The following is a 21198-nucleotide window of genomic DNA, read 5'->3' on the forward strand; positions in this document are numbered from 1 at the left end:
GCGTGGGCCCTGAGCCGCCCCTGGGGCGCCGGGCCGCAGGACCAGGGTCGCCCCCGGGGGGACCCCGATGCGCGCGCACCGCCGCTGACGGGATGCTCATGATCGTCACCAGACCCGAGCAGGACCGAGGAACCCCCATGCGCCCCCGCCGTGCCGCCATCGCCCGTCGTCCCCGTGCCGCCCGTCCCCGGACCGCGCGCCCCCGCGCCGTGACCGCGGCCCTGGTGGGGGCGAGCGCCCTGCTGGCCGCCGGCGCGCTCGCCGGGTGCGAGGGGTCGGTCGTCATCGGCGACGGCGACGCCGGGCCGCGCCAGACGATCACGCAGGAGCTGTCCTCGCCCGTCACCAAGGTCGACATCGGCACCTCCGGGACGATGACGGTCGTCGTCGGCGACGAGCCGAGCCTGACCATCACGGCCGGCGACCAGGTGATCCGGGAGATCACCGCCGTCGTGCACGGCGACACCCTGGACATCGACCTGCCCGGGGCGTGGTTCAACACCGGCCGGATCGAGTACGAGCTGGTGCTGCCGGCGCTCTCGTCGATCTCGGTGCGCGGCTCGGTCGACGTGTCCGGTGAGATCGCCCCGGCCGGGCCCGTCGCGGTGTCCATCGAGGGCTCCGGCGACGTGGACGTGACCGGCGCCGACGGCGCGGACGAGGTGCTGGTCGACATCGAGGGCTCCGGGGACGTCGCGCTGGACGACCTCGACGCGCAGGCCGTGACCGTCGCCATCGACGGGTCGGGCTCGGTCCGGCTCGCCGGGACGACCGCGTCCCTCGACGTGAGCATCCCCGGGTCCGGCGAGGTCGACGCCGACGGCCTCCTCGCGGCCGACGTCCGGGTCGCCATCGAGGGCTCCGGCGACGCGCGCGTGCACGCCGAGCGCACCCTCGACGTCCGCATCGACGGCTCCGGCGAGGTCCGCTACACCGGCGACCCGCAGGTCTCGGAGGACATCGACGGGTCCGGCGACGTCGGGCGCGCCTGACGCCACCGGAGTGATCTCCAGCACGAATCCGCAGGTCGGCGTGTCCGGACACTTCACCCGGAACTTCACCCGGGGCTAGGGTGCGGCCACGCCGTCCTGCCGCCGAGGCCCCCGCTCGCGGTGAGGCAGCCGATCGAAGGTCGCCTGACTCGCGAACGAGGAGAGTGCCTCATGTCCCGAACCAGACAGCTCCGAGTCGTCGTCGCCGGGGTGGCGGCAGCCGCCCTGGCGGTGCCGCTGAGCATGGGGGCCGCGGCCGCCGCGCCCCCCGACGACGACGGCCCGACCGTCCCGAGCGCGCCGTCCCCGGAGCTGGCCGCCGGCCTGCCCGCGGCGGGCGACCCGGACCTGGCCGGCACCGACCGCGCCGAGGACCGGATCAGCCGCGCCCTGCGGGAGGCCGACGGCGTCGTGACGGCGTTCGTGGAGCTCGAGGCACCGTCCGGCGTCGAGACGGCCGAGGCGGGCGGCGACAGCGCCGACGTGGCCGCCGCGGTGGCCGAGGTCGAGCAGGTCGCCGAGGACGTCGTCCCGGCGGACGCGGGCGAGCCCGCGGACCCCGAGACCCCCGCCAAGGTGGCCGTGACGGCGAACGTGGTGTCCGGCGTCGTGGTCACCGGCGACGCGCAGGAGATCGCCGCGCTCGCGGCCGACCCGGCCGTCACCGCGGTGCACCTGGTGGTGCCCAAGACCCTCGACAACAAGGGCACCGACGTGTTCACGCGGGCCATCGACGCCTGGACGTCGGCCGGCGCGACCGGTGAGGGCGTCACGATCGGCGTCATCGACACGGGCCTGGACTACACGCACGCGACGTTCGGCGGGCCGGGGACGACCGAGGCGTACGCGGAGGCGTACGGCGCGGACGGCACCGGGCCGGTCCCGGCCGGGCTGTTCGACCCTACCAAGTTCCTCGGCGGCCACGACTTCGCCGGCCCGCTGTACGACGCCGGCGGCACCACCGAGGCGGAGCTGGTCCCCCAGCCGGACGAGAACCCGATCGACGCCCCGCACACCGCGGGCGGCGGGCACGGCTCGCACGTCGCGGGCACCGCGACCGGCTTCGGCGTGACCGCCGACGGCGCGACCTTCCGCGGCGACTACGCCGCGCTCGAGGACATCAGCGACTGGCAGGTCGGGCCGGGCACCGCGCCCGAGGCCGGCGTGTACGCGCTCAAGGTCTTCGGCGACGTGGGCGGCAGCACCGGCCTCGTCGTGCAGGCGCTCGACTGGGCGGCCGACCCGAACGGCGACGGCGACTACTCCGACCACCTGGACGTCGTGAACATGTCGCTGGGCTCGGACCTGAGCCCCGCGGACGACCCGGAGAGCCTCTTCGTCGACCGGCTCACCGAGCTCGGCGTCCTCACGGTCACCTCGGCCGGCAACGGCGGCGACGTGACCGACGTCGGCGGCTCGCCGGGCAACGCGGCCAGCGCGCTGACGGTCGCCAACTCGGTGGCCTCGACCCAGACCTTCGACGCCGTCGAGGTCACCGCGGCGCCCGACCCGGCGCTCGTCGGCACGCACGCCGCGCAGAACTCGCAGAACTACGCGGGCGGCGACGACGTCACGGCGCCCGTGGCGTACGTGGGCGCCGACGTGGACGGCTGCACGGTCCGCAACCCCGACGGCAGCACCACCAACCCGCTCCTGGCGTACGCGGACCAGCTCGCCGGCAACGTCGCCTGGCTCTGGTGGAACGACGACGACGCCGCCCGCCGCTGCGGGAGCGCCGACCGGTGGAACAACGCCGAGGCGGCAGGCGCCGTCGGCGTCCTCATCGGCACCGAGCTGCCGGTCTTCACGGCCGGGATCGCGGGCAACGCCGGCATCCCGGGCGCCCAGCTGACCGCGGCGTCCACGGACGCCCTGCTGCCGGCGATCCAGGCGGCGACGGCCGAGGCCCCCGTGGTGGTCCACCTCGGGCCGTCGCTGGCCAACGCGGCGTTCGTCACCGACCCGAGCCTCGGGGACACGCTGAACAGCGGGTCGTCGCGCGGCGTGCACGGCTCCCTCGGCGTCGTGAAGCCCGACGTGGCGGCGCCCGGCACGCTCATCAGCTCGGCCGCCTCCGGCACGGGCGACGGCACGGTGACCTACTCCGGCACCTCGATGTCGTCCCCGCACGTCGCCGGCATCGCCGCCCTGGTCACCCAGGCGCACCCCGAGTGGTCGCCGCAGCAGGTCAAGGCCGCGGTGATGAACACGGCCACGCACGACGTCTACAGCGAGCTCGGCCAGACCGGGCCGGTCTACGGGCCCGAGCGGGTCGGCTCCGGCCGGGTGGACGCGCTCGACGCCGTGAACGCGTCGGTCCTCGCCTACGACACCCAGAACCCGGAGCTCGTCTCGGTGACCTTCGGGCTCGTCGACGTCGGCGCGACGCGCGTGACGCTCCAGCGCACGGTCACGGTCGCCAACACCGGGAACCGTCAGCAGACGTTCACCACGTCGTTCGACCAGTCGACGACGGCGGGCAGCGCGACCGTCTCCGTCTCGCCGCGGCAGGTCACGGTGCGACCGGGCAAGACGGCCACCGTGAAGGTCACCCTGACGGTCGACCCGGCGACCCTGAGCCGGGACATCGACCCGACCCAGGCGACGACCTACCTCGGCAGCGTGGCGCGCGAGTACGTCACCTCGGTCTCGGGCCGGCTCGTCCTCACGCCGCGCACCGGGCCCGAGCTGCGGGTGCCCGTCCAGGCGGCACCCCGGCCGGTCAGCGAGCTGACCTCGCCGACCGTCGCGATGACGACCGACCAGACCTCGGCGCCGCTCGTCGTCGAGGGCCGTCCGGTCGCCTCCGGCGGCTGGTACTCGCTCATGGCGCCGTTCGGCCTCGTGGCGTCCAGCCCCGCGCTGGAGGGCACCGACGCGGCGACCCCGCCGACGGCGTTCCGGGCGGCCGACGTCCAGCACGTCGGGTTCACGTCGACGGCACCGGAGATCGCGGCGGCGGGCGGCGCGGCGGAGGACGGCGTCATGGCGCTCGGCATCTCGACGTACGGCGAGTGGGCGACCCTCGGCGGCGTCATCGTGCCGGTGATCGATACCGACGTCGACGGCGACGGCACGTACGACTACGAGACGTACGTGTGGAAGTACGCCGACGACATGGACCTGACGACGGTCGAGACCTACGACCTGCGCACGGGCCAGGGCGTCGACGTCTGGACGGCGAACGGCATCGACGCGCCGCTGGACAGCTCCGTGTTCGACAGCAACGTCATGGTCGTGCCGTTCACGCTCGCGGCGCTGGGCGTCGAGCCCGGGGACACCCCGACGTTCGCCATCTCGACGTTCTCCCCGTACGAGGGGACCTCGGGCGGCTTCGTCGACCAGGTCGACCCGTTCACGGTCGACCCGTACGACCCGCCGGTCTGGTTCGACGTCGACCCCACGGCCGCGGAGAGCTCGCTCTGGTACGTCGGCGCCCCGGGCGCGGACGTCACGGTGCACCGCCGCGCGGACGTCACGGACGCCGACCTGCTCGTGCTGCACACCCACAACGACAACGTGGGCACGCCGCGCGCGCAGGTGGTCGACCTCACCGTCGCCGACCCGAAGGCGGCCTCGCAGATCGACGCGGTGGCCCCGCGTTCGGTGCTGCGCGGCCTGCCCGTCCCGGTCTCGGCGGTGGTCCGCACCGCCGGCCCGACGCCGTCGGGCCGGATCGAGGTCAGCGAGGGTGACCGCGTCGTCGGGTCGGCCTCCGTCGTCACCGTGGGTCGCACCGGCGTCGCCGTGGCCCTGGTGCACGGGCTCGGCGTCGGGCGTCACCAGCTCACGGTGAGCTACCTCGGCAACGACGCGGTCGCGCCGTCGTCCGACACCGTGACCGTCACGGTCACCTCACCGCGGGGCCCCGGCCGCCGGTGAGGTGACGGCGTCGCCCTGACGGGTCCGCCCTGACGGACGAGCACGAGGGCCCGGCCCCCGCGGGAGCCGGGCCCTCGTCATGTCCGCCCGTCGCCGGTCGGTCCCGCCGTCAGGCCTCGGCCGCCTCGCGGGCCGACGCGCGGGACGCCCGCACGCGCATCGTCACGACGTGCACGACCCACGCCAGGACGAACGCCGCCGCGAACAGCAGGGCCGCCGCGACCGGGTTCTCCATGAGGGTCGGGTCCGCGACCATGACAGCCGCGAGCGCGAGCATCGTGACGCCCGCGAAGAGCTTGAGCAGCTCGCCGTGCTTCTCCTGCATCTTGGTCGCCTTCATCGTGAAGACGGCGATGGCGAACACGATCATCTCGTCCAGCAGGAACGGGACCATGTAGGCGACGAACAGCAGGGCCGACTCCGCGAACCCGATCCCGTTGGCCTTGAGCAGGCCCGTCCAGAGGACCGGGAAGCCCGCCGTGCACGGGGTCTCGATGAGCGACACCGCCACGCCCAGCGCGCCGGTCGCCAGGAGTGCGGGCAGCAGCCGCTCGTGGCCGGCGGCGGCGCGCATGCGCTTGTAGATGCCCGGCTTGGCGGAGTCGGGGATGGTGAACGACAGGCCCTTCTTGAACGCGAAGTAGTCCTTCACGCTCACCAGGCCGAAGACGCCCGCGGCGACCGCGACGATGATCTGGATCGTGCCGAGGAAGCCGACGACGGTCAGCGCCGAGTAGATGCCCGCCATGTACAGCGCGTACATGCCCGCGGTGACCAGCAGGAACGCCGAGCCGATCGCGATCACCCGACGCCGCGACGCGGTCCGCACGACGATCGTCAGCAGCACCGAGATGACCCACAGCGAGCACGGGTTGACGCCGTCGACGAAGCCGATGATGAGCGTGGAGACCAGCAGGTTCTGGTCGTCGAGCGCGACGGTGCCGACGAGCGGCACGTCGATCTGGGCACCGGTGTCGCTGCCGTCGTCGCAGGACAGGCCGCCCGAGTCGTCGGCGGGGTCGCACGTGCCGGTCCCGGGCTGCCCGTAGACGCCAGGCGAGACGCTCTCGCCACGGGAGACGCGCTGGACGGCGCCGGCGATGTCCTCGCTGATGGAGTCGGTGTAGCCGATCCACACGCGCTCGCCGATGATCGTCGTCGGCACCGCGCCCGCCTCGAAGCCGAGGTCGGCGGCGGTCTGCTCGAACAGCTCACGGTTGTCGCCGTCGTGCCAGACCTCGTACTCGATGCGGTTGAGGTCGTAGTCGTCGGCGAGGTCGTCGAGCCACTCGCGCTCCGCCTCGCACTTGGGGCACTCCCGCCCCCAGAACAGCGTGATGTCGACGGTCTCGTCGCCGGGCGCCGTGCTCGCCCCCACCAGCCCACCGCCGACGGCGGCCGCAGCCGGGAGCAGCACGGCCACCAGAGCGCCGACGACGGCGAGCAGCGCGCGCCAGGGGCGGCGTCGGGCACCGGGAGAGGAGACGGGACGTGCGGGGACGGCGTCGGCCATGGGTCGGACCTCCTCGGGTGCACGGACCCGCCGGCCCGTCGCCACATTCTCCGCAGACCGGACGGGCGACGCCGTGGGAACTACGTCCCGCGCTCGTGCCGGGCGGTCAGTACTCGTCGAGGTCGATCTCGAACCAGACGGTCTTGCCGCCCGTCGGGTGCGGGTCGACGCCCCACCGGTTCGACATCGCCTCGACGATGGCCATGCCGCGGCCGGCCGGGGCGATCGGCTCGGGGTGCAGCACCACGGGTCGCTGCGGCAGGTTGTCGGTCACGGCGACGCGGACCACGGTGTCGCTGCACGACATCTCGATGCGGATGGCCTCGTCCCCCGCGCCGTGCAGGACGGCGTTGGCGAGCAGCTCGCTCGCCAGGAGCTCGACGACCTGGTTCGCCATCCCCGTGACGTCCGCCGCGGCCGCCACGCGCACCACCCAGTGCCGCCCGACGCCGACGGACCGTCGCTGGGGCGGCAGGTCGAGCCAGAGGAGGTCCTCGTCGTCCTCGGGGGGCTGCCCGGGGCCGCCGTCGGACCGGGCCGTGGCGGAGACTCCGCCGACGAGGCGGAGCGAGCGCCCCGTGGGCGTCCGGCGGGCGGGCTCACCGCTCATGCCGCTCCTCCCCACGCACGCCGTCCCTGCCCCCTGAGCACCCTCCCAGGGTGCACCGTCCGGACGCTGCTGGCGCGCCGAGACGTGGGTGAAGTGGGCAGAACGGGCGTCGGACCCTCAACGCGGGTAGGCCTCGATGAGGCGCGGGATGCCCGGGGGCGCGGCCGCGGAGAGCTCCAGGTACTTGGCCTCGGCGCGGTGGAGGCGCACGTGCTCGTCGAGCGTCCAGGTCGGGCCGTTGCGCAGCACGGTGCCGCAGGAGCACTCGAGCCAGACCGTCCCGTCCGGGTCCTTGCGCAGCGTGCCGACCGTGTAGTGCGCGGAGCGCGCACGGGCCTTGGCGTCGCGGAGCACGGCGCTGACCGGCTCGACCTCTGCGGGGACCTCAGTGCTCATGGCTCCAGTCTGGCGCACGGCGACCACCGCACCGGGGCCCGTCCTGCGAGCACCCCCGGCCGGGGTTAGGGTGACCGCCTCATGTCACCGACCAGCAGCTCACCGACCAGCACCTCACCGAGCAGCAGCGCCGACGTCGGCAGCGGGCCGACCACCGGCAGCCCGCGCCCCGTGGTGTTCGTGCACGGGCTCAGCACCTCGTCCGCCATCTGGGCGCACCAGGTGGAGGTGCTCACGCGCCTCGGGCACGACTGCGTCGCCGTCGACCTCCCGGGGCACGGCCGCCGCGGCCACGAGCGGTTCACGCTCGAGGCCGCCCTGCGCGTGATCGACGACGCCGTCCGTCGCCTCCCCGCGCCGCCGCTGCTCGTCGGCCTCTCGCTCGGCGGGTACACGTCGCTCGCCTACGCGGCGCGGCACGAGGACGCGGTGGCCGGCGTCTTCCTCTCGGGCTGCTCGACGGAGATCAAGGGCTGGCCGCTGCGCGGCTACCGCCGCGTCTCGCCGGTCGTCGCCCGTGGCCTGCGCAAGGCGACGGACACGTGGCACGTGGTCACCGACATGCTCACGGCACTGCACGGGCACTCCTCGCTCGCGGACCTGCGGCGACTCCCGGTCCCCGTGCCGGTGTGGTTCGTGAACGGGCGGTGGGACGTGCTCCGGTTCGGCGAGCGGCGGCTCGTCGCGGCCCGGCCCGGCGCCCGCCTGACGGTCGTCAAGGGGGCGGGGCACGACGTCAACACGCATGCGCCCACGGCCTTCACCGCCACGCTGGTCCGGGCGGTGCGCGAGCTCGGCGTCGCGCCGGTCGCAGCGACCGCCTGAGCCGTCGCGCCGGGCCCGGCTCATGGGTCGGGGGCGAACCATTGGCCCGGCGCGCGCCAGGTCTTACCGTCGAGGCATGTGCCGCAACATCGTGCCCCTGAACAACCTCGAGCCCGCCGTCACCCCTGACGAGGTGCGCGCCGCCGCGCTGCAGTACGTGCGCAAGGTGGCGGGCACGACGCGGCCGTCCCGGGCGAACGCCGAGGTCTTCGAGCGCGCCGTCGACGAGATCGCGCACGCGACCATGCACCTGCTGGCCGGCCTGGTCACGACCGCACCGCCCCGCGACCGCGAGGTCGAGGCCGACAAGCGCCGGGCCCGCAGCCAGGCCCGGTACGCCATCGCCGCCGCCCGGGGCTCGGCCGCCTCAGCCTGAGACGCCCAGCCTGAGACGCCCAGCCTGAGACCCGCAGCTGGAACAGGTACTGAGGCGCCTTAGGCCCACCTCAGCTCCGACCCTGCCCCGGAAACCGGTCATCTGCCCGATCCGCGTCGTCCCGCCTCAGCACGAGAGTCGTGACATCGACAAGGAGGCAGAGATGACCACCATCTGGGGGCCCGCGTTCGACGCGGAGATCGACTACCGGCGCTCGACCATGATCGCGGCGGCCGCACCCCGCCGGGCCGGCCGGGCGCTGCGGAGCAGCCGGACCCGCCGCGCGCAGGGCCGCGCAGCGGCGGAGCGGCGGGCGAGGGCGGCGGCCGCGAGCGCACCGCGGGCCGGCGCCCCGCTCGTCGCCGGCTTCACGGCCGCGTCCCCGCGGTGACGGGGCCGGACCGGGCGGTCGCCGCCGTGGGCACGTCTTCACCACGTCGGTGACGGCTGACACCATCGGGGGCATGTCGACCGGACCCTTCGTCGCCCGCGAGGCCGAGGTCGGGCGCCTCGCCGCCGCCCTCGCGCGCGCGGACGACGGCGACCCGTCGCTCGTCCTGCTCGGCGCGGACGCCGGCGTGGGCAAGACGCGCCTGCTCGCGCACGTCGGCGAGATCGCCGCCGAGCGGGGCGCCACGACGGTCACGGGCGCGTGCGTCGACCTGGGCGACGTCGGGCTGCCGTACCTGCCGTTCGCCGTCGCGCTCGGCCAGCTGCACACGCACCCCGCGACGCGGGAGGCGGTCGAGGAGGTCGCCCGCACGCGGCCGGCCCTCGTCCGCCTCCTGCCGGCGCTCGGGGGGGCCGCCCCCGCGCCGATCGAGGACCAGTCGAGCCGGCTGCAGCTCTTCGACGGGATCGCCGCGGTGCTGACGGCGGTCGCGGAGGCGACCGGCCCGCTGCTCCTGGTGCTGGAGGACCTGCACTGGGCCGACCCGTCGACGCGCGACGTCCTGCGCTACCTCGTCGCCCGGCTGCGCGACGAGCGGCTGCTCGTCGTCGGCAGCTACCGGACCGACGACCTGCACCGCACCCACCCCCTGCGCCCGTTCCTGTCGGAGATGTGGCGCCACCCGCGCGTCGAACGGCTCGACCTGGCGCCCTTCACCCCCGCCGAGCTGCGCCAGTTCGCCACGGTCGTGCACGGCAGCCCGCTGACCGACGCCGAGCTGGCGACCGTGCTGGAGCGCTCGGAGGGCAACGCGTACTTCGCCGAGGAGCTCATCGCGGCCGGGCCGACGTCCGCGACGCTGCCCTGGTCGCTCGGCGACGTGCTGCGGTCCCGGCTCGAGCGGCTGCCGGCCGACGTCCAGAGCCTGGCCCGCGTGGCCTCGGTGGCGGGGCGGACGGTGAGCGAGCCGCTGCTGCGCGCCGTCGCGGAGGAGCACTGCCCGGCCGAGTTCGAGCACCTGCTGCGCGAGGCGATGGCCGCGAACGTCCTCGGCTGGGAGGACGGCCGCATCGCCTTCCGGCACGCGCTGCTCGCGGAGGCGGTCTACGCCGAGCTGCTCCCCGGTGAGCAGGTGACGCTCCACCGGGCATTCCGGGACGCGATCCTCGCGACGCCGTCCCTCGCGTCGTCGGCCCGCCTGGCCCACCACGCCCGGCGCTGCCAGGACCTCCCGACGGCGCTCAGCGCCTCGCTTCGCGCCGCGGACGAGGCCGCCGGCGTCGTCGCGCCCGCCGAGGAGCACCGGCACCTCGAGACGGCGCTCCGCCTCTGGCCCTCCGTCCCCGACGCCGCCGAGCTCGCCGGGACGACCCGGGTCGCCGTCCTCGAGCGCGCCGCGAGCGCGGCCAGCCGGTCCGGTGACTTCCCGCGGGCCGTCGCGCTCGGCCGGGAGGCCGTTGCCGAGCCCGGCCTCGGCCCCGTCGAACGCGCGCACCTGCACACCTGCCTCTCCCGGCACCTGCTGGGCCTGGAGCGCGAGCACGAGGCGCTCGAGCAGGCCGAGCTCGCCCTGGCCGCGCTGCCCGACGACGCCCCCCGCGGGGACCGCGCGTGGGCGCTGGCCACGCACGCCCGCGCCAGCCTGGTCCGCGACCGCGACGACGACGCCCGCGACAGCGCGCGCCGCGCGGTCGAGGAGGCCGACGCCGTCTGCGAGAACGCGGCCGCCGCGGACGCCCTCGCGACGCTCGCCGTCCTCGTCGTGGACGACGCCGACGCGGCCGCACGGCTCCTCGTCGAGGCCCGGGAACGGGCGCGCGAGGCGGGCGACCTCGTCACGGAGCAGCGGTGCCAGCACAACCTGGTCACGACGCACTACTACGCGGGCCGCCTGGACGAGGCGGCGGCCGACCTCGAGGTCGCGTTCGCCCGCAACCGCGAGGCGGGCCTCGAGTGGTCCGAGTTCGGGATGTCGCAGCGGTTCTTCGACCGGCTGGTCCGCTACTGCCGCGGCGACCTGCGCCCGCCCGAGGCGATCGGCCCGGGCCACCCGGTGGCCAGGGCCGCGCAACGCGATGCCGCCCTGGAGCCGCTCGTGGCCGTGTTCGACGCCGTCGCCGTGTACTCGGCGGTGGCCCGGGGCGACGAGGACGCCATCGCCCGGGCGCAGGCCCTGCGGCCGATGTGGGAGCGGGACAGCCAGGTGGCGCTGCTGTCGGGCGGCCCGACGATCGACGCGCTGACCTGGGCGGGTCGCCTCGACGAGGCGGTGGAGCTCGCGACGGCGCTGGTCGAGCACCTCGGGCGCAGCTGGGACGACTACTTCCTGGGCGGCATCTGGCTCGCGGCGCTGGCCCTCTCCGCGCTCGCCGACGGCGCGGAGGCGGACCGGCGGGTCGGCGTCGACCCGGCGCTGAAGCTGCGGCACGGCGACGAGCTGCTCGAGCGCGCGCGGGCGACGGCCGAGCGCGGCCGGCCGCGGGGCGGTCGGCTCGGGCCCGAGGGCGTCGCCTGGCTCCGGCGGGCCGAGGCCGAGCACTCGCGGCTCGTCGGCGAGAACGACCCGGCGCTGTGGCGGGCCGCTGTCGCCGCGTTCGACTACGGGTACCGGTACGAGGTGGCGCGCTCCCGCTGGCGGCTCGCGGAGGCGCTGCTCGGGGCCGGCGACCGCGAGGCGGCCCGCACCGAGCTCGACCTGGCCATCGCCGAGGCGCGCGCGATGGGCGCCCGCCCGCTGCTCGAGGCGGCGACCGGCCTGGCGCGTCGGGGCCGGCTCGAGGCGGGGGCGCCGCACCGCGGCGAGGTGCTGACCGAGCGCGAGGCGGAGGTGCTCGAGCTGGTCGCGCAGGGCCTGACCAACCGGCAGATCGGCGAGCGCCTGTTCATCAGCGGCAAGACCGTGAGCGTGCACGTGTCGAACGTGCTGGCCAAGCTCGGCGTGACGGGCCGGGCGGAGGCGGTGGCGGTCGCGCACCGGCGGGGACTGCTCGCGGGCTGACGCGGGCCGGGCGTCGGCCGCTCAGAAACGGTCGACGCCGTCGGAAGTCGCGTCTACGGTGACGACATGGCAGCCGCCAGCAAGGCACCCGCGGAGGAGCTCGAGGTCGCCGGACGCACCGTGCGCGTCACGAGCCCGGACCGCGTGGTCTTCCCCGAGCGCGGGCTGACCAAGCTCGACGTCGTGCGCTACTTCGTGGCGGTCGGCGACGGCATCCTCGGGGCGCTGCTGCACCGGCCCACCACGCTCGAGCGCTGGCCCAAGGGCGTGTTCGACGGCGCGGTGATGGCGACGCGCGCCGACAGCCGCGGGGACGCGTTCTACCAGAAGCGCGTGCCGCAGGGCGCGCCCGACTACGTCGAGACGTCGACCATCGCGTTCCCCAGCGGACGCACGGCCGACGAGGTCGCGCCGACCGAGCTCGCCGTCGTCGCCTGGGCGGCGAACCTGGGCACGATCACCTTCCACCCCTGGCCGGTGACCGCCGCCGACGTCGACTCCCCCGACCAGCTCCGGATCGACCTGGACCCGCAGCCGGGCACGGACTTCTCCGACGCGGCGCGGGTCGCGCCGCACGTGCGCGAGATCCTCGAGGAGCTGGGGATGCAGGGCTACCCCAAGACATCGGGCGGCCGGGGCGTGCACATCTTCGTGCCCATCGAGCCGCGCTGGACGTTCACGCAGGCCCGCCGGGCGACCATCGCACTGGGCCGCGAGCTCGAGCGACGCCTGCCCGACCAGGTGACCATCAAGTGGTGGAAGGAGGAGCGCGGGCGCAAGATCTTCGTCGACTACAACCAGATGGCCCGCGACCGGACCATCGCGTCGGCGTACTCGATCCGGCCGAACAAGCGCGCCACCGTGTCCACGCCCCTGCGCTGGGACGAGCTCGGCGACGTCCACCCCGACGACTTCACCGTGACCACCGTCCCGGAGCGCTTCGCGGCGGTGGGCGACCTGTTCGCGCCGCTGGTCGCCGGAGCCGGGCCTCGCTCCTCGATCGAGCCGCTGCTCGAGCTCGCCGACCGCGACGAGCGCGAGCACGGCAGCGCCGACCTCCCCTACCCGCCGGAGTACCCGAAGATGCCGGGCGAGCCGAAGCGGGTGCAGCCGAGCCGAGACCGCGACCGCCCGCGCTGAACGTGCGCGCTGTGCGCGCGCGCTGGCCGCCTGCGCCGGTCGCCCGCGCACAGCCACCGCACAGGCCCCGCACACCCACGGCCCAGCGCGGCGGGGTCTGCTGAGCAGGTCGGTGCCGCACCCGGGCGTCCGCCCCCTTGGCACCCGGGGCGGTGCCGACGGCCACAGCGACGCAGACCCGGGCCGCGCAGACCCGGGCCGCGCAGACACGACCTGCGCAGACCCGACCTGCGCAGGCCGGGGACCCTGCGGGCCGCCCGCCGCCCGCCGCCTCAGGCGGGCGCGGGCCCGGTGCTGTGCCGCACGACCAGCTCGGTCGGCAGCACGACGTGCACCGCGTCGTCGGCGTCGCCCGAGCCGTCCCGGTGCCGCGCGATGGCGGCGGTCAGCTGGGCTGCCGCCGCACGCCCCTTGGCCACGACGTCCTGCCGGACGGTCGTCAGCGCGGGCCGCGCGCGGCGGGCGATCTGCGCGTCGTCGAAGCCGATCACCGAGACGTCCTGGGGCACGCGCAGGTCGAGGTCCTGCGCGGCGCGCACCGCCCCCCACGCGAGGGTGTCGGAGAAGCAGAGGATCCCCGTCGGGCGGTCGTCTGTGTCGAGCAGGAGGCGTGCGCCCTCGTACCCTTCGCGGTCGGTGTTCTCCCGGACCTGCACGGCGGACATCCGCACCCCGGCGGCGCCGAGGGTCTGCGTCCAGGCGGCGATCCGCTCGCGCGCGACGAAGTCGCCGCCGGCCGTCGCCACGTCCGGCACGATCCCGTGCGGTCCCTCGAACGAGGACGTCAGGAGCCCGACGTGGCGGTGCCCGAGGGACAGGAGGTGCTCCGCGCCCTGGCGACCGCCGCCGCGCTCGTCGAGCGTGACGCTGGCCGCCCCGGGCGTCGGCTCCCGATCCACGAAGACCAGCGGCAGCCGGCGGCGCACGAGCCAGTCGAGCGCGGGCGCGCCGTCCGGGCACGCGTAGACGAGCGCGCCGTCGATGGGCACGTCACGCGCCGGGATGGACTCGGCGGAGCCGTACAGCGGCAGCAGCGTGACCGCGAGCCCGGTGGGCGCCAGCTCCTCGGCCACGGCACCGAAGAACGACGTCGCGACGTCGTCCCGGAACGCCGTGCCCATGGAGTTCGTCAGCAGGATCCCGACGGCGCCCGTCGTGCCCTTGGCCAGGGCGCGCGCGGCGGGGTCGGGGCCGACGTAGCCGAGCTCGGCCGCCGTCGCGAGGATCGTCTCGCGCAGGGCGGCGGAGAGCTGGTCGGGACGCGAGAACGCGTTCGAGACCGTCATCCGGCTCACGCCGACCTGCTCGGCGATGGTCTGCAAGGTCACCCGCGCCATGGGCGCTCCTTCCGGTCGCCCGCCAAGCCTAGGCGCACGTGGCGACGCTCCCACGCGACTTGCCGGGTGGCTTCACACCCGACCCTCACGGAACGTCGTGGCAGGCGTCGTCGACGTGCTCGTGGTCGGCGAGCACGTCCAGGGCCTGCGTGCGGCCGAGGTTCCAGCCCGCGAGGTCCACGGCCGGCGTGACGTCCTGCGCGGAGAGCACGCACGAGCGCAGCGGCTCGGGCAGGGCCGCCGCGTCCGGCACCGCGTCCGCGGACAGTCCCCGCAGGTACTCGACGTCGAGCGGTTCCGCGAGGCTGCCCGAGAGCCAGCCCTGGGCGTTGTGGCGCAGCACGAGCCCGTCGGGGTTCACCGCGGCCAGCGCGAGCAGGGTGACCGCTGCCACCCCGACGACGGCGCGCGGCAGCCACGGCGCGCGCCAGCGCACGCCGGCCAGGAGCACGAGCAGGAGCACCACGCCGAGCGCCGCCTCCACCGCGACGACGAAGACGCGCAGCCGGGTGAGCCCGAAGGCCTCGACGTACAGGTCCATCCGGCGCAGGGCCGACGCGACCACGCCGAGCGTGCCCACGCACAGCACGGCCAGCGTTGCGGAGGTCGCGAGCCGCTCGGCCCGGGTGCCGCGGGGCGCGCGCCGCGCCGCGACCGCCACCACGACGAGGGTGAGCACCGTGACCGCCATGAGCTGTCCGAACCCCTGGCGCGCGTACTCGGCGTACGTGAGGCCCGCGCTGGCGAGCACGTGCCGGTGCCCCCCGAGCAGCGCGCTGACCTGGAGGCCGATGAACCCGAGCACGAGGGCCGCCAGGGACGCCACCGGGAGGAGCCACTCCCCCAGGCGGGCCGCACGCGGTGTCGGTGCGCGCAGCGCACCCCAGGCCGGCGGCACCAGGGCGAGGTGGGCGGCCGCACCGGCCGCGACCGCCACGACCGCGGCGACGACGAGGCGCGCCGGCGCCAGGTCGACGTCGATGCCGCGCACGTAGGCCGCGAACACGCCGTCCGCGCCGACGAGCAGGGCACCGAAGACGGCGAGCAGCACGACGGTGACCGCGAGGCTGCGCGCGATCGCGGCGACCTGCCGGCGCCGGCCACCGAGGCGCGCGCTCGTGCCCCGGGTCAGCCACGGCACCGCGCGGAGCACGCCGGCGCCCGCCGACAGCGGGACGGCGAGCAGGGCGGGCACGGTCCGCGCGTCGGTCACCGCGGCGGCGCCGGCGCCGATCGAGCCGACGACGCACAGCGCGAGCAGCCAGGGGGCGTCGCGGACGGCCGTCACGCCGACGAGCGCGACGGCGGCGGCCACCAGGCCCAGCGCACCGACCGCGCGCCGCCGGACGAGGGCCGGCACCGCCGGCGCCCACACGGCCGCCCCGACGACGGCGAAGCCCAGGCCCGGGCGCTGCCCGACGGCGAGGATGCCGGCGCCCGCGCCGACCGCCGCCGCCGCGAGGAGGACCCCGCCCGTCGCGCCGCCCTTCGCTGCCCAGAAGTCCGAGATCGCCAGGGCGAGCCTGCTGGGCGGGAGGGTCGCACCGAGCGGCGGCGCCCCCCACGCGCCGGCCGCGGGCCACGGCCCGCCGGCCGGGGCGGCCCACGCGGTCGGGCCCGGCGGTGGAGGCGGCGGCACCGGCTGGGCGGACGGCAGCGGCTGGGACGACGGCAGCGGCTGGGACGGCGGGACCGGGGAGGGAGGGACGTCGGCGTCGGTCATGGCGCTCACGCTAGGGAGCGGGCCCACGCGCAGGGGCGGCCTCGGCGGAAGGGTCCTGTGCGGGTTCGCGCACATCCGTGCAGGTCACGTGAGCGCGCGCACACAACGAGGGCCGGCGACGGGCGACCTGTGGCCATCGACGGACGAGGGCCCCGTCCGTCCGGACGGGGCCCTCGGGTGGAGCCGCCTTGGGGAATCGAACCCCAGACCTGTTCATTACGAGTGAACCGCTCTGCCGACTGAGCTAAGGCGGCGGGCGCGACGTCCGGCAGGGCCGGACGGCGAGCGGGCTCTACTGTACCCAGCCTGGGCGGGGCGATCCAAAGCGGATCTCGCACGGGTGTCGTCAGCGAGGACGCGCCGGCCCGTGGCGCCGTCAGCAGGAGGCGCCGCCCGCGGGGAGCTCGCCCTCGAGCAGGTACGTCTCGACGACGTCGCTCACGCACGACCCGCCCCGGCCGTACGCGGTGTGGCCCTCGCCCTCCCAGGTGAGGAGCTCCGCCGACGCCAGCTGGTCGGCGAGCGCGACCGCCCACTCGTAGGGGGTCGCGGGGTCGCCGGTCGTGCCCACGACGAGGATCGGTGCCGCACCCTCGGCGGTGATCGGCCGGCGTTCGCCCGTCGCCGGGAACGGCCACGTCTCGCAGCCGATCGCCATGGCGAAGTCGCGGCCGAACGTCGGGGCGACCGCCGCGACCTGGTCCGCGAAGGCGACCATCTCGTCGTAGTCGCGCACGACCATCGGGTAGTCGAGGCAGTTGATCGCCTGGAACGCGACCATGCTGTTCGCCGTGTAGGAGCCGTCCGGCGTGCGGTCGAGGTAGAAGTTCGCCAGCTCGAGGAGCGTGCTGCCGGTCCCCGAGTTGATCGCCTCGTCGAGCGCCATCGTCAGGTAGGGCCACGAGCCGTCGTCGTAGAGCGTGACGACGATGCCGTACCAGGCCAGGGTGCCGTTGACCTCGGCGCCGCTGCCCGCGGGCAGCGGCGAGGCCTCGGCGTCGGCGACGAGCTGGGCGACCCGGGCGAGCCCCTGGTCCAGCGTGCCCTTCAGCGGGCAGGCGTCGTCCTGCTGGCAGTCCTCGACGTACGCCCGCAGGGCGTTCTCGAAGCCGATGGCCTGTCCGACGACGAGGTCGTCGTTCGACATGGACGGGTCGAGCGCGCCGTCGAGCACCAGGCGGCCGACGTTCTCCGGGTAGAGGTCCGCGTACGTCGCGCCGAGGAAGGTGCCGTAGGAGAAGCCCAGGTAGGAGAGCTTGTCGTCGCCGAGCACCGCACGGATCAGGTCCATGTCGCGCGCCGCGCTCACGGTGTCGACCTCGCCGAGCACCGGCCCGGTCGCCGCGAGGCACGCCTCGCCGAACGCGCGGGCGCGCTCGCGCGCGGCCTCGACGTCGGCCTGGCTCTCCATCGGGAAGTCGGTGGTGAAGAAGGCGTCGATCGTCTCGTCGTCGCCGCAGTCCACCGGGCTGGACCCGGCCACGCCACGCGGGTCGAACCCGACGATGTCGTACGCCGCCAGCACGTCGTCGCCCACCACGTAGTCGACGACGGAGCTGAGGAAGTCGACGCCGGAGGCGCCCGGACCGCCAGGGTTGACCAGCAGGGAGCCGAGCCGCTCGTCGGCGGAGCCCGTGGCCGGGGACCGCTTCACCGCGAGCTCGATCGCGCCCGCCGTCGGGTCGTCCCAGTCCAGCGGCGCCTGCACGGTGGTGCACTCGTAGCCCGAGCCGCAGTCCTCCCAGCCGAGCGTCTGACCGTAGAAGGCGTCGAGGCCCAGCGACGGGTCGACGGTGGTGCCCTGGTCAGGGGAGTCGCTGCCGTCGTCGGACGGCGTGGACTGCTCCTTGCCCCCGACGCAGCCCGCGAGCAGCAGGGCGACGGTCAGGCCGAGGGCGACCGGGCGGGCGGGACGGGGCAGGCGGACGGCGCGGCGCACGGGCTCCACCGTAGCCCGTTCGGGGGATGCCGACCTCAGCCTTGGGGACGCAGTGCGACCGCCATCGCCTCCATCGCGAGGAGGGGTGCGACGTTGCCCTCGAGCCGCTCCCGAGCCTCCGCGATGGCGTCCATCCGGCGGATCGTCTGCTCGGCCGTGGAGTCGCCCGCCAGGCGCGCGACCTCGGCCGACTCGGCCGTGTTGACCAGCGGGACGTCGGCCCCGAGCTGGACCACGAGGACGTCCCGGTAGAGGGAGAGCAGGTCGAGCAGCGCACGGTCGAGGACGTCGCGCTGGGCGCGGGTGGCGCGCCGCTTCTGGTCCTCCTCGAGCTGGCGCACCTGCGCGCGCAGCGTCGGCGGCAGCTGCTGCCCCTCGCCCGCGCCGAGGGTGCGCAGGAGGTCGGCCTTCTCCTGCGCGTCCCGGTCGCCGGTCGCGGCCTTGGCCTCGGCCGCCGCGACCTCCACCAGGTCGGCCGCGGCGAGGACGGCGTCGCCGACGCCGCGGATCTGCGCCGCCAGGCGCAGCGTCCGCGCCCGGCGCTCCCGCGCCTCGGGGTCGCGCGCCAGTCGCCGCGCGAGGCCGATGTGGCTCTGCGCGGCGCGCGCGGCGGCGTCGGCCACGGCCGGGTCGACGCCGTCCCGCCGCACCAGCAGGGCCGCGACGTCCTCGACGGGCGGCACCCGCAGCACGACGCCGCGGCACCGCGACCGGATCGTCACGACGACGTCCTGCGGGCTGGGGGCGCACAGCAGCCAGACCGTCCGGGGCGGCGGCTCCTCGATGGCCTTGAGCAGCACGTTCGAGGTGCGCTCGACCATGCGGTCGGCGTCCTCGAGGACGACCACCCGCCAGCGGCCCGACGCCGGGGACCGCTGCGCGACGCCGATGAGGTCGCGGACCTCGGCGATGTTGATGGTGACCTTGTCCGTGGCCACCACGGTGACGTCCGCGTGGGTGCCGCCCATCGTCGTCGTGCAGGCCTGGCAGACCCCGCAGCCGCCCTGCTCGCACTGGAGGGCCGCGGCGAAGGCGCGGGCGGCGACCGACCGTCCCGACCCGGGCGGGCCGGTGAGCAGCCAGGCGTGGGTCATCGCGGACGGGTCCGCCACGGCGCGCTGGAGCACCGCGACGGCGTCCGGCTGCCCGACGACGGCGTCCCACACGCTCACGCGGGCACCCCGAGGACGGCGGCCAGGCGGGTCCGGACCTGCGCGCCGATGACGTCGGGCGGCTGGGCGGCGTCGAGCACCAGGAAGCGGGCCGGGTCGGCGGCCGCCCGGTCGAGGTAGGCCTGGCGCATCCGGGCGTGGAAGTCGGCGCCGGCCCGCTCGAGGCGGTCGGGCTCGCGCGTGATGCGCGAGAGGCCGACCGCCGGGTCGAGGTCGAGCAGGACCGTGAGGTCCGGCAGCAGGCCCTCGACGCCCCAGAGGTTGAGGCGCTCGACGGCGTCGGCGCCGAGCCCGCGACCCACGCCCTGGTAGGCGACCGACGAGTCAAGGAACCGGTCGCTGAGGACGACGGCGCCGCGCTCGAGCGCCGGGCGGACCACCGTGGCGACGTGGTGCGCGCGGTCGGCCGCGTAGATGAGCGCCTCCGCGCGCGGGGCGACGTGGTCCCCGTGCAGGACGGCGTTGCGCAGCTCGAGCCCGAGCGGGGTGCCACCCGGCTCGCGCGTCACCACGACCTCACGCCCGATGCCCGCCAGCCAGCCGCGCAGCAGGTCCAGCTGCGTCGACTTGCCGACGCCGTCGCCACCCTCGAACGAGACGAAGGTGCCGGCGTGCGCGCGAGGCGCCGGGACGGCGTCGGGCAGCGGCTGGTCCGGGGGCGGGGTCACGGCGTCAGGCTAGTCGGGCGCTGGGACAGGGCTGGGCGGGTGACCGGGGTGCGCCTCACTCGCCCGGGTACACCACCCCGACCTGGCGGCGGATCTCGTCCAGGGTCGCCATGACCTCGAGCGTGTTGTCCAGGGTGATGACCGGGGACTCGGTCTCGCCGGCGGCGATCCGGCGGGCGACCTCGGCGATCTGGTACTGGAAGCCGCCGTCGACGTTCTTGAAGTAGTCCCAGGTGGAGCCGTCGTTGCGGATCACCGAGAAGGACGTCGGGCGGTAGAAGTCGCTGTCGATCTCGATGCGGCCCTCGCTGCCGAAGATGACGCCCGTCGTGGCGGTCCGGGCCAGCGACGTCGTGTGCAGCGACGCCTGGACGTCGGCGCCGAAGCCGAGCGCCATGCTGATCTGGCCGTCGACGCCCGTCGGGGTCAGCGAGCCCACGGCGGCGACGCGGTCGGGGACGCCGAAGAGGTCGTGCGCGAAGCTGACCGGGTAGACGCCCAGGTCGAGCAGGGCGCCGCCCGCGAGCTCCGGGTTGTGGATGCGGTGGCTGGCGGGGCGGTCCGCGAAGGCCTGGCCGTGGTCGGCGATGAAGCCCACGGGCTCGCCGATGTCGCCGCGGCGCACCATCGCGCGCAGCGCCACGACGTGCGGCAGGAACCGCGTCCACATGGCCTCCATGCAGAAGACGCCGGCGGCGCGGGCGGCGTCGACGACCTCCTGGGCCTCCGCGAGGTTGCGCGTGAAGGACTTCTCCACCAGGACGTGCTTGCCCGCGGCGATCGCCATCAGGGCGTGCTCGCGGTGCTCGGAGTGCGGGGAGGCGACGTAGACGGCGTCGACGTGCGGGTCGTTGACCAGGGCCTCGTAGCCCACGTGCACCGTCGGGATGCCGTGCTGGGTCGCGAAGCGGGAGCCCCGGTCCTTGTTGCGGGAGCCGACGGCGACCAGCTGCGCGCGCGTGTAGCGGTTCACGGCGGTGGCGAAGACGCCGGCGATGCCGCCGGCGGCCAGGATGCCCCAGCGCAGCGGCGGGGCGGTGCGGGGGTCCTCGGCGTGCAGGGAGCCGGCGGGGGCTGCGGAGGGGGCGGAGGTCGGCGTCGACGTCATGCCGCCCAGGCTAGTGCGGCTGGGGCGGGTCCGGTCACCTGCGGTGGAGGGGCCGGGGGCGGCGGGTGGCGGGCGGGTGGTGGCGGGTCGTGGGCGGGGGGCGGGCGGGTGGCGGGCGAGTGGCGGGC

General features: G+C 75.5%; 16 protein-coding genes and 1 tRNA gene. 7 read left to right on the plus strand and 10 right to left on the minus strand.

Annotated features, from left to right (window positions below):
- Positions 1-137: 137 nt before the first annotated feature.
- Complete coding sequence (locus AFE02nite_RS08985; RefSeq protein WP_186814511.1) at positions 138-992, plus strand: head GIN domain-containing protein; 855 nt, start codon at positions 138-140, stop codon at positions 990-992.
- Between the two features lie 171 nt (positions 993-1163).
- Positions 1164-4874 (plus strand): S8 family serine peptidase, encoded by a 3711-nt coding sequence (locus AFE02nite_RS08990; RefSeq protein ID WP_146819472.1) that lies wholly within the window; start codon positions 1164-1166, stop codon positions 4872-4874.
- A gap of 109 nt (positions 4875-4983) precedes the next feature.
- Here AFE02nite_RS08990 and AFE02nite_RS08995 read toward each other — a convergent pair whose 3' ends face one another.
- The 3 genes from AFE02nite_RS08995 to AFE02nite_RS09005 all read right to left on the minus strand — a co-directional run bounded on the left by AFE02nite_RS08995 (position 4984) and on the right by AFE02nite_RS09005 (position 7393).
- Positions 4984-6387, minus strand: a complete 1404-nt coding sequence (locus AFE02nite_RS08995) for a hypothetical protein (protein ID WP_052113911.1) — start codon at positions 6385-6387, stop codon at positions 4984-4986.
- A 106-nt stretch (positions 6388-6493) separates the two neighbouring features.
- Positions 6494-6997, minus strand: coding sequence for an ATP-binding protein (locus tag AFE02nite_RS09000; protein ID WP_146819473.1), 504 nt, complete (start codon positions 6995-6997; stop codon positions 6494-6496).
- Between the two features lie 117 nt (positions 6998-7114).
- The gene (locus AFE02nite_RS09005) at positions 7115-7393 is read right to left on the minus strand and encodes a hypothetical protein (RefSeq protein ID WP_034247813.1); all 279 of its coding nucleotides are present in this window, start codon (positions 7391-7393) and stop codon (positions 7115-7117) included.
- An 81-nt stretch (positions 7394-7474) separates the two neighbouring features.
- Here AFE02nite_RS09005 and AFE02nite_RS09010 point away from each other — a divergent pair, with 81 nt between their 5' ends.
- The 5 genes from AFE02nite_RS09010 to ligD all read left to right on the plus strand — a co-directional run bounded on the left by AFE02nite_RS09010 (position 7475) and on the right by ligD (position 13123).
- Entirely contained in the window at positions 7475-8218 is a 744-nt protein-coding gene (locus AFE02nite_RS09010; protein WP_146819474.1) for an alpha/beta fold hydrolase, read from the plus strand.
- Between the two features lie 76 nt (positions 8219-8294).
- Positions 8295-8594 carry a DUF2277 domain-containing protein gene (locus AFE02nite_RS09015; RefSeq protein ID WP_034247811.1) on the plus strand — a complete coding sequence of 100 codons (300 nt, stop codon included), beginning with the start codon at positions 8295-8297 and terminating at the stop codon, positions 8592-8594.
- 163 nt (positions 8595-8757) lie between these two features.
- Positions 8758-8985, plus strand: a complete 228-nt coding sequence (locus AFE02nite_RS09020; protein WP_146819475.1) for a hypothetical protein — start codon at positions 8758-8760, stop codon at positions 8983-8985.
- A gap of 73 nt (positions 8986-9058) precedes the next feature.
- The gene (locus AFE02nite_RS17925) at positions 9059-11983 is read left to right on the plus strand and encodes a helix-turn-helix transcriptional regulator (protein WP_146819476.1); all 2925 of its coding nucleotides are present in this window, start codon (positions 9059-9061) and stop codon (positions 11981-11983) included.
- 66 nt (positions 11984-12049) lie between these two features.
- A complete protein-coding gene (gene ligD, locus AFE02nite_RS09030) occupies positions 12050-13123 on the plus strand; it encodes a non-homologous end-joining DNA ligase (protein WP_146819477.1) in 1074 nt (357 codons plus the stop codon).
- Positions 13124-13395: 272 nt separating this feature from the next.
- Here ligD and AFE02nite_RS09035 read toward each other — a convergent pair whose 3' ends face one another.
- The 7 genes from AFE02nite_RS09035 to AFE02nite_RS09065 all read right to left on the minus strand — a co-directional run bounded on the left by AFE02nite_RS09035 (position 13396) and on the right by AFE02nite_RS09065 (position 21070).
- On the minus strand, positions 13396-14460 hold the full coding sequence (locus AFE02nite_RS09035; protein WP_034249720.1) for a LacI family DNA-binding transcriptional regulator: 1065 nt from the start codon (positions 14458-14460) through the stop codon (positions 13396-13398).
- A gap of 85 nt (positions 14461-14545) precedes the next feature.
- Positions 14546-16183: a DUF4153 domain-containing protein gene (locus AFE02nite_RS09040; protein WP_186814512.1), complete on the minus strand. Its 1638-nt coding sequence runs from the start codon at positions 16181-16183 to the stop codon at positions 14546-14548.
- 178 nt (positions 16184-16361) lie between these two features.
- Positions 16362-16437, minus strand: a tRNA-Thr gene (locus AFE02nite_RS09045).
- 122 nt (positions 16438-16559) lie between these two features.
- Positions 16560-18122, minus strand: a complete 1563-nt coding sequence (locus AFE02nite_RS09050) for an alpha/beta hydrolase (protein ID WP_034249429.1) — start codon at positions 18120-18122, stop codon at positions 16560-16562.
- 35 nt (positions 18123-18157) lie between these two features.
- Positions 18158-19294, minus strand: coding sequence for a DNA polymerase III subunit delta' (locus AFE02nite_RS09055; protein WP_146819479.1), 1137 nt, complete (start codon positions 19292-19294; stop codon positions 18158-18160).
- The gene (gene tmk, locus AFE02nite_RS09060; protein ID WP_261765555.1) at positions 19291-19962 is read right to left on the minus strand and encodes a dTMP kinase; all 672 of its coding nucleotides are present in this window, start codon (positions 19960-19962) and stop codon (positions 19291-19293) included. Before tmk ends, AFE02nite_RS09055 begins: the two co-directional genes overlap by 4 nt.
- A gap of 55 nt (positions 19963-20017) precedes the next feature.
- A complete protein-coding gene (locus tag AFE02nite_RS09065) occupies positions 20018-21070 on the minus strand; it encodes a Gfo/Idh/MocA family protein (RefSeq protein WP_052114122.1) in 1053 nt (350 codons plus the stop codon).
- Between the last annotated feature and the right edge of the window lie 128 nt (positions 21071-21198).

This window comes from Actinotalea fermentans, from assembly GCF_007991475.1.
GTDB lineage: Bacteria > Actinomycetota > Actinomycetes > Actinomycetales > Cellulomonadaceae > Actinotalea > Actinotalea fermentans.